This is a genomic window from Chitinophagales bacterium (assembly GCA_020635995.1).
Taxonomy (GTDB): Bacteria; Bacteroidota; Bacteroidia; order Chitinophagales; family UBA8649; genus JAFMKE01.
On record JACJYS010000002.1, the window covers coordinates 206,369 to 219,250 of the forward strand.

At 33.3% G+C, this 12,882-nt stretch carries 9 protein-coding genes; 7 read left to right on the top strand and 2 right to left on the bottom strand.

The genetic code is table 11. From position 1 onward, the window contains the following. Positions 1-249: 249 nt before the first annotated feature. From H6578_04990 to H6578_05000, 3 genes are read left to right on the top strand one after another with little or no spacing between them, the layout of a single operon-like run. The gene (locus tag H6578_04990; protein MCB9226505.1) at positions 250-1,494 is read left to right on the top strand and encodes an insulinase family protein; all 1,245 of its coding nucleotides are present in this window, start codon (positions 250-252) and stop codon (positions 1,492-1,494) included. Continuing rightward, a complete protein-coding gene (locus tag H6578_04995; GenBank protein ID MCB9226506.1) occupies positions 1,487-2,752 on the top strand; it encodes an insulinase family protein in 1,266 nt (421 codons plus the stop codon). The genes H6578_04990 and H6578_04995 overlap by 8 nt, the downstream gene beginning before the upstream one ends. Continuing rightward, the gene (locus H6578_05000) at positions 2,753-4,522 is read left to right on the top strand and encodes a gliding motility-associated C-terminal domain-containing protein (protein MCB9226507.1); all 1,770 of its coding nucleotides are present in this window, start codon (positions 2,753-2,755) and stop codon (positions 4,520-4,522) included. It abuts the gene before it with no gap. 287 nt (positions 4,523-4,809) lie between these two features. Here H6578_05000 and H6578_05005 read toward each other — a convergent pair whose 3' ends face one another. Continuing rightward, entirely contained in the window at positions 4,810-6,762 is a 1,953-nt protein-coding gene (locus H6578_05005) for a glycosyltransferase (GenBank protein ID MCB9226508.1), read from the bottom strand. Beyond that, a complete protein-coding gene (gene recN / locus H6578_05010; protein ID MCB9226509.1) occupies positions 6,763-8,418 on the bottom strand; it encodes a DNA repair protein RecN in 1,656 nt (551 codons plus the stop codon). A 75-nt stretch (positions 8,419-8,493) separates the two neighbouring features. Between recN and H6578_05015 the strand changes: the two genes are divergently transcribed. From H6578_05015 to H6578_05030, 4 genes are all read left to right on the top strand, one after another. After that, positions 8,494-9,867, top strand: coding sequence for a dipeptidase (locus H6578_05015; protein ID MCB9226510.1), 1,374 nt, complete (start codon positions 8,494-8,496; stop codon positions 9,865-9,867). Further along, the gene (locus H6578_05020) at positions 9,868-10,566 is read left to right on the top strand and encodes a 16S rRNA (uracil(1498)-N(3))-methyltransferase (protein MCB9226511.1); all 699 of its coding nucleotides are present in this window, start codon (positions 9,868-9,870) and stop codon (positions 10,564-10,566) included. Further along, complete coding sequence (locus H6578_05025) at positions 10,563-11,213, top strand: DUF4159 domain-containing protein (GenBank protein ID MCB9226512.1); 651 nt, start codon at positions 10,563-10,565, stop codon at positions 11,211-11,213. Before H6578_05020 ends, H6578_05025 begins: the two co-directional genes overlap by 4 nt. A 675-nt stretch (positions 11,214-11,888) precedes the next feature. Continuing rightward, positions 11,889-12,869, top strand: a complete 981-nt coding sequence (locus tag H6578_05030) for a hypothetical protein (protein MCB9226513.1) — start codon at positions 11,889-11,891, stop codon at positions 12,867-12,869. The last annotated feature ends 13 nt before the right edge of the window (positions 12,870-12,882 follow it).

The window sequence follows — 12,882 nt, forward strand, 5'->3', positions numbered from 1 at the left end:
AAATAAAATTCCTTTTGTTCACAAGGAAAGAGATAAAAAATTATCTCCTCCAAATCTTGAAAATAAAAATATTCCTTTCTTTTACAGCATAATTACACTTGAGTAAATGGTAAATGCCGATAGAGCAATATATTTAGTACAATAAGGCGTAGCCGATATTGGACTATTATATATTCCTAATCGGTATTAGAGCCTTCTCAACTTATTAATTACAACAATTAACCATTAATAAGCTACCTTTGCAAACCTATGGAAAATGTAAAGGAATTTAAGTTAGCTAATGGACTAACTATTCTTATAGATGAAGATGAAAATACGCCTTTAGTTACGGTAAACTTACTGTACAAAGTGGGCTCTAAAAATGAAAGCGAAAGCAAAACGGGCTTTGCTCATTTGTTTGAACATTTTATGTTTGAAGGCTCTAAAAACATTAAACACTTTGACAGCCACCTACAAAAAGCCGGTGGTAGCAACAATGCATTTACTTCAAAAGATTTAACTAATTACTACGAAACTTTGCCGGCTACTAACATAGAAACGGCTCTTTGGCTGGAAAGCGACAGAATGCTTGAACTTGATTTTAACCAAAAAAGTTTAGACACGCAAATTTCTGTAGTTTGCGAAGAATTTAAGCAAAACTACCTCAACAAACCTTATGGCGATGTGTGGTTTTTAATTTCAGAACTTTGTTATAAAGTACATCCTTACAAATGGCCAACTATTGGCAAAGAGTTGGCTCATATTCAAGCCATTACTTTGCAAGATACTAAAGACTTTTTCTATACTTATTATCGCCCTAATAATGCTATTTTAAGTATAGTAGGCGGAGTAAAAGCAGCAGAGTTACTACCCCAAATTGAAAAATGGTTTGGCGATATTCCTAAAGGAAAACCTATAAATAGAACGTTGCCTACAGAACCAAAACAAACAGCAGCTCGTTTTTTAGAAGTAGAAAGAGATGTACCTCAGTCGGTTTTATACAAAGCATACCATACCTGTAGTAGAACACATAAAGACTATTATACTGCCGATGTGCTTACCGATATATTAGGCACAGGAGCATCTTCGCAGTTATACCAAAAGTTTATAGATGAAACTGACCTTTGTACTGAAATAGACTGCTTTATTAGTGGCACCGATGATGAAAATTTAATTGTAATAGAAGCCAAACCGGAAGATAATATTAGCTTGAAACAATTAGATGTGGCGTTAGAAGCATTTTTAGCAAAATTTGTAAACGAGAAGATTAAAGAAAGAGAATTGCAAAAAGTAGTAAACAAAACATGCAACTATATAGCCTTTTCTAATGAAACACATACAAACAAAGCATTTAATTTGGCTTATTTTAAAATGATAGATGCTATGCATTTGTATAATAATGAGCAAGAAACATATCAAAAAGTGAACACAAAAGATGTACAAAGAGTAGCTCAAGAAGTTTTTCGTGCTGAAAATTGTAGCACTTTATATTACCAAAAGAAAAATAATGAATAGAACCATAGCTCCACATATATATTTGCCTAAGCATTTAGATTTTATAAACATACATAAAGAAACCTTAGACAATAATTTTCCATTGTATGTAATTAGTGGCACAACTCAAAACATTTGCGAACTAAATATAATGTACCGAGCCGGACGATATTTTGAAAATAAAAAACTGTTGGCAAGTTTGTGTGCCGGTATGATGAAAAAAGGAACTTCGTCAAAAACGGCTTACCAAATAAACGAAAACTTTGATTTTTATGGTGCAACAGTAAAGTTTAGATCTAATATGTACACCGCTAAACTAAATTTATATTGCTTAAGCAATCAACTACCCGAAGTGCTACCAAAATTAATAGAAGTATTAACAGAAGTTAGTTTTCCTGAAAAAGAAATTAAAAAAACAAAAGAAAAAATAAAACAAAATTTAGCTGTACAAAAGGATAAAAACAGCTACATTGCCAGCCTGCATTTCAACCAAGCTATTTTTGGAAAAGAAAGCACTTTTGGCTATTTTCCTAAAAGTGAAGATTTAAAAAATATAAACCGACAAGACCTAAAAAACTTTCAAGAAGCACATTGGCAGCTCAATAGCGGTTCATTTGCCACAGTATCAGGAAACATTGGGCATAAAGAAATAAAATTAATAAACCAATATTTAGGAAAACTTAAAGTAATTAATAAAACTAATGATAGCATTGAACTAAATCCTATTGAGGATAAAGAAATTTTTATTGATGCTAAAAATAAACATCAAGCAGCATTAAGAGTGGGTATGCCCCTGTTTTCTTATCATCATAAAGATTATTATGATTTTAAAATACTAAATACTGTATTAGGTGGCTATTTTGGTAGTAGATTAATGAGCAATATTAGAGAAGAAAAAGGCTATACTTACGGTATTTATTCTTTTTATACCGCAATAATGAACCAAGGGTATTTTTGTATAGCAACAGATGTGGGCTCAGAATATAAAAATGCCACACTGCATGAAATAGAAAAGGAAATAAATCGTTTAAAAAATGAGCCTATAGGAAAAGAAGAGTTAGAAATGGTAAAAAATTATTTAGTAGGGCAACTAATGAAACGAGTAGATGGAGCTTTAAGTACTACTAAGACTTTGCAAAGTTTTCTTATTTTTGACAATGATTTAGAAAAAATAAATGAATATTTAAAAATTATACACAGCATAACACCGGCTCGTTTGCAAGCTTTAGCCAATGAGTATTTAGATTATAAAAATATGTATAAAGTAGTGGTTGGGTAAATGAAAAAAGTAATACATCTAATAGCTTTAATTTTAACAATAAGTGTTTTTAATGCAAAAGCACAGGAAATACTATGTGTAGATGCCATTGGAGCCAGTGATTATTACATTTCATGGAGTCCGCCTGCTACGCCATGTGGTCCTTTTGTTAACTACGAAATTTGGGCAGCAAACGACCCCAATAATGCATTTACCCTAATAACTACTATAACTACAGCAACCCAAACAGATTATACCCACGTAAACGGAATAACCGTAGGTTCTCCTATTTACTACTATATTGTTTTTAATTACAATTGCCCGGGACAGCCACCTTCCACCTCTCCTATTTCTACAAGCGATTTTGGCTCATACCAACCGGAAATAAGCAGTATAAATGTTACAAATAGTGGCATAGAAATTTGCTGGGAAGAAAGCACTTTCCCTCAAACTACAGCTTATGTGGTTTCTTATCTTTTGCCCAACGGCTTAGCACAACCTATAGACACCGTTTATGGAATAACTAATACTTGTTATACCGACATAGTTTCAAATCCCAATGACGAAAATTTGCAATACACATTAATATATATGAATGGGTGTGGTAGTTTTTCGCAGTATAACGAAATTGGCTACCAACTTTTGCACGCCACTGCCGACCAGCAAGGTTGCAACCAACTTATAGAATACGAGTGGGGACAATATACTAATCCTTATAATTTAGGTTATTATTATCAAATATTGGTAAATATAAATGGAAGTGCCGATACTTTAGTAAGCACACAGGCAGGCAACCAAAATATTTATAATCTCTTTGATTTTTTAGATGGCGATACCATAGCTATGCGTGTGGAAGTAATAGACAGCAATGGCGTACCACGTAGCAATAGCCCGTGGCGATATGATACCGCTCAAATAGTGCAGCCTCCTACAGAATTTTATATTTACCATTTAAGTGTAGTAAATGACACGCAAATAGATATTTCATTTTTTATAGATAATAATGCAGAACTTAGAAATATGCAAATAGATACTAGTAAATATGGTAGCGATTTTGACTGGGTAGAGCGTTATGACAGGAGCGTTTTTGCCGGCTTAGGAAATATTTATCTGCCCGACACTACTTCTCCACCTTATGCCAGCAACTGGCGATATTATAGAATAACTGCCAATGATAGTTGTAATACCAACCACTACTCTACCATAGGAAGAACCATTTTTGCAGAAGCCAAACTAAACGATTTCTTTAAAAATGAAGTATTATGGAATCCTTTTGAGCTTGAAGATGCCACGGTAAACACGTACCGTTTATACCGAGATTATGGTGCAGGCATGCAATATGTAGAAAGTTTTTCGCCTTCTACCACAGATTTTTCTTACATAGATGATATAAGTGCTTACTATGACCAATTAGGCAATTTTTGCTACAAAGTAGAAGCAGAATATACTTTTGAATATCCCGATGGAAGTACAGAAAATTTTGTGAGTTCTTCAAATGTGAGCTGTGTAGAAGAACGCCCCACCATATACATACCTAATGCCATAGTACCAAGTGGTACAAATAATGAATTTAAACCTTACATAGTTTTTGGCAACCCTACCAACTATAAAATGCAAATTTTTAACCGCTGGGGAGCTTTAATTTTTGAAAGCAATGATGTAAACACAGGCTGGCAAGGTACTAATAATAGCAGTTTAGTTCCTTTAGGAGGCTACCCATACATTATTGAGTTTACCGCTTCTGACGGGCAAAAAATCAAGAAAAAAGGCATTGTTTCTGTTATTAGGTAATGCCTAATTTTGTCCCAACGCTGACCACGATAAACTACCAAACCTGACAGTTGTAATAGTATTAAGATTGCTTCGCTCGTACCTCACTAGCAAAGACGTTCCTTTGTCTGGCGTACTCGTGCCACCACTTGGAGTGGTGGCACAAATACAGTACTTGCAAATACGTGCTCATGTTGGTTCGTCTTTGCGAACGGAGTGAAGCAATCTTCTCTATCTTATCATTCAAGGTGTTATAAGCTTGAATTTAATTTCAAAAAGTTCATAACGCCATTTAAAAATAGGTAATCTTAAGCTTGTCCCAAAAAAGCAAACCCTTTAAAAACTATTCGTAAATCATCAAAAACGCTGTAGTTTTTTGCATATAGCAAATTTATTTTATGGCTATTTATAGCTTTTTTATTGTCAAATACTATAAATGGAGAAACCACTCCGGCTTTTAGCTTAGGTAGTTTATAAGTATCCGAATTATTAGGAGTATATCCCACCCACGTTTTTTCGCCTATTAATACGCTAAAAATATTTTTAAAAAACCCGGCTTTCTCCTTTACAAAAAATACAGCTATAGGAAAAAGTAGTAGCAAAAACAAAGAAAATATCACATCAAAACTGCGTTTTAACACTTTAGCTCTTTGTCCGGCTATTTTTAAATTAACATCTATAGCATATAAATCTCCGGCAGTATTTTTAGAGTTGCTGCCTATTATACTCATACTGTCTTCCGGAAGTATTTTGTAGTTTAAATTGCTCCCCAAAACCGTCATGGTATTAATTATATTTTGCGAACTTATGTTTTTATTGCAAAACACTATTTCATCTATTTGGTACAAACTAACTATATCTTCCAAACTTTTAAAATCGCCTAAAAAATCAGTTTCTTTTGTTCCATTAGCCCCTACAAATCCTATAAAATTCAAATTATCTACACTATCTTGTAGCAAACCTAAAGCTCTTTTGGCTTCTTGTTTTTCTCCTACTATCACTATCCGCGAATTATTGGCTAACTCAAAAAGGAATTTTTTATTAACTATAATGTTGTAAATCAATCTGTTAAAAAGCATAGCGGTACCCGTAAAAACCGCCCCCAGTAAAATTATGGCTCTTGAAAATCTTAAATGCTCCGGCAAAAAGCCATAAATAGCCGCTATAATTAAAGTGCCAAATAATACGCCTTTCAATATTTTATTAATTCTATATGGCTTTTCATATCCCCCGGAAATTAAATTGCTCAACACCCACGCCAAACTATAAAACGGCAATATTAATGTATAAAAAGTGGTAGGGTAATAGTTTTCTACCTCCTTTACTTTTGATGCCCACAAATGAGTCAGCAAATTTAAAATGCCGTAACTGAACAAAAAATCAAAAAAAGGCAAGGCTATTTTTCTAATAAAAGAGAAAAATAAACTACTAAAACCCTTAAAAAAAATGGCAAAATAAATGGCTATGCTATACAATTTGGCTTGCTGAGGTGTAAAATGTTTTTTAGCAAAAATGAGCATGGCTTCGTAAAACACTTTAACATAGTTAAGTGAGCCTTTTTTGGTGCTTTCGCCCTTATAATGTATAATACTTGTAGTGGCTAAATAATAATTTTTATAGCCTTTTTTAAGCACTTGGTAAGATAAATCTATGTCTTCGCCATACATAAAATAGTCTTCATCAAAACCGCCAATTTCTTTTAATAGTTTTGCTCTAAAAAACATAAAAGCTCCGGAAAGCACTTCTACTTCGTGGTTTTTATCTTTATCTAAATATCCTAAATGGTATTTGCCAAATTTTTCAGATTTTGGAAACAAAGCCGATAAACCGCTCATTTTGCTGAAAGCCACAAAAGGCGTAGGCAAACTTCTTTTTGATTCAGGCAAAAATTTTCCTTTCCCGTCTATCATTTTTACACCTATAGCACCGCATTTTTGTTCTTTTTCCATAAAATCAACACAAACAGTTATAGTGTCTTCTTGCAAAACAGTATCAGGGTTTAAAAGCAAAATATATTCGCTTTCAGCTATTTTTATAGCTTGGTTATTTGCCTTGCCAAAGCCTACATTTTCTTTGTTTTCAATGAGTTTTACTTCCGGAAATTTCTCTTTAATTAAAGCTACAGAATCATCTTGCGAAGCATTATCTACTACAATAATCTGATAGTTTATTGATTTACAAGCATTTTTAACAGAAACAATAGCTTGCTCTATAAAATAGCGAACATTATAATTAACTATTATTACGGTAAGCTGTTTCATTTAGCTTTTTATTAGTTGTTTGGCGTTACTCAATGATTCTTCAGAAATTTTTTCGCCACTCAACATACGGGCTATAGCCGTTATGTGTTTTTCTTCATTTAGCAAAGCTATTTTTGTAGCTGTTTTGCCCTCATTTTCGCTTTTATAAATAAATAAATGATGCTGTGCTTTTGCCGCTATTTGAGGCAAGTGCGTTATGGCTATTAACTGGTGTTTAGTGCTTATGCTTGTAAATACATCGGCAACTTTTGCCGCAGTTTCTCCCGAAATACCTGTGTCTATTTCATCAAAAATTAATGTGGGTAAAGCTGTATTTTTAGCTAACAAAGCTTGAATACTGAGCATTACTCTTGACATTTCTCCTCCCGATGCTATTTTATTTAATGGCTGCAATGCAAAACCTTTATTGGCATTAAACATAAACTGTACTTGGTCATTTCCGGTGCTTGTATAATCTTGTTTAGCATTTATACTTACTTCAAAAACGGCATTAGGCATACCTACTTTTGCCAAAGTAGCTTCTATCTCTTTTTTGGCATTTTTGCCGGCTTGCATTCTGCTTTCGTGTAGTTTTTGAGCTAACAATTTTACATCTTGCTCTTGGCTTTCTGCTTCTTTTTCTAATTTATTAAGCTGGTTAGTATTGTTGTTAAAAGAAAGCAATTTAGCTTCAAAATCATTCTTTAACTGCATTAAATCGGCAATGGAATCCACATTGTGTTTTCGCATTAGCTTATGAGCCGCATTTAAAGTTTCGGTAAGCATTTCAATTTTTTCTTCGTCAAACTCAGTTTGATTGGCTATAGTTTGTGCTTCGCTTTTTAGGTCTTCTATTTCAATTATACTGCTGTTAATTCGCTCGGCTAAAGCTTCAAATTCTTTATTAAACTTGGCTATTTCTTTTAGTTGGGTGTATGCTTCGTTTAACAACTGCAATGTATTAATATCATCTTCATCCAACAATTTTACTACACTTATTAATTTTGCTTGAATAGTTTCTGCATTGTTTAAACTGTTTAGTTCTTGCTCTATTTCGTCAATATTTATATTGTCTAAATTGGCATTTGCTATTTCATCAAATTGAAACTGATTGTAATCATAATCTTTTTGCAGTTGCTCTTGCTCTGTTTTTAAATTTGCTATTTTTTTAAGCGTTGCTTTATACAAGTTAAAAGCAGTTTTATAATTAAATAACAAAGTTTCGTTTGCCGCCACGGCATCTAAAATGTCTATCTGATAATTTTCTTTATTAAGTTGCTGAGTTTCGTGCTGCGAAGTAAGATTAATTAATTTTTCTGCTAAAGATTTTAAAACTTCTAAAGTAACGGGCGTATCATTAACAAAAGCTCTTGATTTTCCATTAGCTGTTATTTCTCTTCTAATTATGGTTTTTTGCTCAAAATCTATATCGTTATCTTCAAAAAAAGGCTTTAAATTGTATTGGCTTATTTCAAAAACAGCTTCTACCACACATTTTTCATCATTGGCATACAATACTTTGGTATCGGCTCTATTGCCTAATGCCAAACCCAATGCACCTACCAAAATAGATTTTCCTGCTCCCGTTTCGCCAGTTATTATATTCAAGCCTTTGCCAAATTGGATATTGACATGCTGAATTATTGCATAATTTTTTATTTCTAAAGAAACTAACATAATACTATGCAAATTAACGAAATAATTACCTTTTCTTTTAACAAAGCCTTAAATTTGAAATCTAATTATAAACAGATGAATTTTATTAAGCCATATATAGAAAACAATAAAGACCGATTTGTAAACGAACTCATTGATTTATTAAAAATACCTTCAATAAGTGCCGATAAAAAATATAGCGAAAGCGTACACAAAACTGCCGATTTTGTAGCCACAAAACTTAAAGAAGCCGGAGCCGACAAAGTAGAAATATGCCCTACAGCAGGTTATCCTGTGGTTTATGGAGAAAAAATAGTGAACCCTAAACTTCCTACTATTTTGGTTTACGGACATTATGATGTGCAGCCACCGGATCCATTAGAATTGTGGACTTCGCCACCTTTTGAGCCAATAATTAAAGATGAAAAAATATATGCCCGTGGTGCCAGCGATGATAAAGGACAAATGTATATGCACTTAAAAGCTTTTGAGCTAATGATGAAAAACGGTGGTGTGCCTTGCAATGTTAAATTTATGATAGAGGGCGAAGAAGAAGTGGGCTCTGATAATTTAGAAACTTTTGTGCGTGCCAACACTGAAAAATTAGCTTGCGATGTGGTTTTAATTTCCGATACGGCTTTAATAAGTCTTGAACACCCATCTATAACTACAGGATTAAGAGGATTGAGCTATTTAGAAGTAGAAGTAACAGGGCCAAACAGAGATTTGCACTCCGGAATATATGGCGGAGCTGTTGCCAATCCTATAAATGTACTTGCCGATATGATTGCATCACTACACGACAAACAAGGCAAAATAACAATTCCCGGATTTTATGATGATGTAGCAGAAGTAAGCCAAGCAGAAAGAAACGCAATGAATAGTGCTCCGTTTAGTTTAGATGACTATAAAAAGCACTTAAATATAAATGCCGTAAGCGGAGAAGAAGGCTACACCACTTTAGAAAGAACATCTATACGCCCTACACTTGATGTAAACGGAATATGGGGCGGATATATAGGCGAAGGAGCTAAAACCGTATTGCCTTCTAAAGCTTATGCTAAAATTTCTATGAGATTAGTACCTAACCAAAGCAGCAAAAAAATAACAGAGCTATTTAAAAATCATTTTGAATTGATAGCTCCATCTTCTGTTAAAGTAAAAATAACGCCCCACCACGATGGAGAAGCTGCCGTAACGCCTACTAACTCTATAGCATACAAAGCTGCTGAAAAAGCAATGGAAACTACTTTTATGAAAACACCTATTCCTTTAAGAAGCGGTGGCAGTATTCCTATTGTTACTATGTTTGAGCAAGTATTGGGTATAAAAACAGTATTAATGGGTTTTGGTTTAGATAGCGATGCTATACATTCGCCAAATGAACATTTTGCCGTAGAAAATTATTTAAAAGGCATTGAAACCATACCTTATTTTTATAAATATTTTGCGGAGTTAAATAAAGCCTAAATGCAAATATTTTATGCTGAAAATATAAGCAACCATACATTTCAGATAGAGGAGCAAGAACACCAACACTTAAGCAAAGTGCTACGCAAAAAAGTGGGCGATAAGGTTTTTGTATGCAATGGAAAAGGATTGCTAATAGAAGCTGAAATTTCTCAAATTGAGAAAAGAAAAACCATTTTACATTATTTTAAAACAATAAAAGAAGAAAAAGAAGATACCAACAATTTAGTTTTAGCTGTTGCCCCAACTAAAAAAAGAGAGAAATTTGAGTGGTTAGTAGAAAAATGCGTAGAAATAGGCGTTAAAGAAATCATACCGTTTTATAGTCAAAACTCCGAACGCAGAAAATTAAATATAGAAAGAATAGAAAGCATAGCTTTAAGTGCCATGAAACAGAGTAAAAGTTTGTTTTTGCCTAACATGCATAAAGAAATTTCTTTTAAAGAACTTTTACAAAACAATGCTACGCAAAAATATATAGCTTATGTAGAAGAGGAAACAAATGATATTAAATCTTTAAATTTAGATTTTAACAAAAAAGCAGTTTTTGCCATAGGCCCGGAAGGTGGTTTTACCGAACAAGAAATTGCTTTAGCCAAAGAAAATAATTTTATTCCTATATCTTTGGGCAAAAAGAGATTGAGAACAGAAACGGCAGGAATTTTTACGGCTGTTGCTTATCAAATGTTGCAGAAATGAAAAAACTATTTTTTTTATTAATAATATTTAGTGCCTTTAGTTTAAAAGCACAGTATGGTTTTCAAATTGGACTACTAAAATATAATGGCGGGGGCGATTGGTATGCCAATCCTACTTCCTTGCCCAATTTAATATCTTTTTGCAATAAAGAGTTAGGCACATCTATAAATCCCGAGCCCGAAACGGTAGAAGTTGGTAGTCCCGATTTATTTAATTATCCTTTTGTGCACATGACAGGTCATGGAAATGTGGTTTTTTCAGAGCAAGAAAAAGACAACCTTAAAAAATATTTAAAAGCGGGTGGTTTTTTACACATTGACGATAATTATGGAATGGACGAATATATAAGACCTATTTTAAACCAACTTATAGATAATACCAATTTAGTAGAATTGCCTTTTTCTCACGAAATATACCAAACGGCTTTTCCTTTTAAAAATGGACTACCCAAAATACACGAGCATGACGATAAAGCTCCCAGAGCGTATGGTTTAATTTATGAAGGCAGGTTAGTATTGCTTTACACCTACGAAACCGATTTAGGTGATGGCTGGGAAGATGAACGTGTACACCACGACCCGGAAAATGTTAGACTACAAGCACTTAAAATGGGTGCTAATATTATCAAATACGTTTTTGGAGAGTAGTGTTTCCCTATTGTTCGGAAAATTGTTTCGTTTAGTATTTTTTACAACTATCTGTAAAGATACCTATGAAGTATTTTACATTAACTTTTCTTTAGAAGAAAAGTTACAAAAGAATCGCACTAAGTTTTCAGCGACCCATTCTTCAACTCCTAAAAATCAAAAACTCATCACTCCGTTCTTCAAACAGTTTAATTTTTTACGGAGTTTTCGGTTAATGGGTGCCCAACTTGCAAACTTAAGGTGCACTTTTACCTGACCTTAATCAAAAATACGTTAAGAAATGATGTAAAACAGACACCCAAAATGAATGAAATTATAAAACAGTAAACAGACAAATTAGTATGCTCATACAAATGAAAATACTTTAGGAAAACTAAAATTGAGCATACATTAATTTGTCATCGTCTGTTTTATAGCATTTTAGTGTTTTTGATTACAGTCTTGACCTTTGGTTACCTTTGTGTCAAGACAAAGGTAAAAAGAACACAAACTGTAATTCAAATTTTACTTAAACGTCCCAATATGCTACCTTAAAGCATAAATTATTGGTATAATAACGGATAGTTATAGTATTTTTAGATACAATATGAACAGGCACTACGCAGCAAATTTCCGTAATTAGATGAAGATTTAGTGCGTGCTTTGAGTTACGAGAGTAATTCTTAAATTTGCATTATGAAAAAACATTTGTTTTGGGTTTGTGCTTTGTTGGGCATAAACATATTAGTAAATGCTCAAAACCAAGTTGAGCTAAGTTTACACCTCAAAAATGGCGATATATTAACAGGCATTAGCAGCTTAGAAAGTATCAATTTTGAAACAGATTTTGGCAGTTTAAAAATCCCTGTTGATAAAGTAAACAGCATAAAAGTGGGCTTAAACGATGCTCGCTTTGACAAAGGAAATTTACTAAAACTCCTTGACGAAATAGAATACGGCACGGCTAAAGAAAAAGAAACCGCTTTTGATAAAGTAGTTAAAATGGACGAAGGAGCTATTCCGTTTATTCGTGCATTTATGGAGTCGGCTACAGGAGGCCCGGCTTATACCACAACAGATATAAACACGGCTGTACTTTACGAAGTAATGCTGGCAAAGCACAAAGTTTCAAGAAACTATAGTATAAATGATATTTTAACCTACAGCAATACTAATAAAATAGAAGGCAATTATAATTTTGATGCACTTACCGTAGTCACTTCTTATGGAAATATTTCTGTAGAAAGAAATGATATAGATTTTATAGATGTTAAAATAACAAGTAGCGGTGGTTTTAGCAATAAAGATGTGTTTAAAGTATTTGCCAATGAAAATATTTCGGGCAATAAAGATGAAAACTGGTTTAACACACAAATTTTAGTTAAAAAAGGAGACAAAATAAGCATATCTGCTACGGGAGAAGTGGTATTAGCCAGCTTATCGGGCAACACCTACACCCCCGATGGAGGCATAAACGGAGCTGTGGGCAAAAAAGAAGATAAATTAAACTACGGACAGTTAGTATATAGAATAGGATTATCGGGCAAAATACAATATGCCGGAAATAATTTTAACGGATATGCCGATAAAACAGGCGTAATTTATTTAGCTATATACGAAACGGTATATAACTCAGCAAATACAGGATATTATAATGTGGCAGTTAAAGCCAATTAAATTAAAAAGTAAA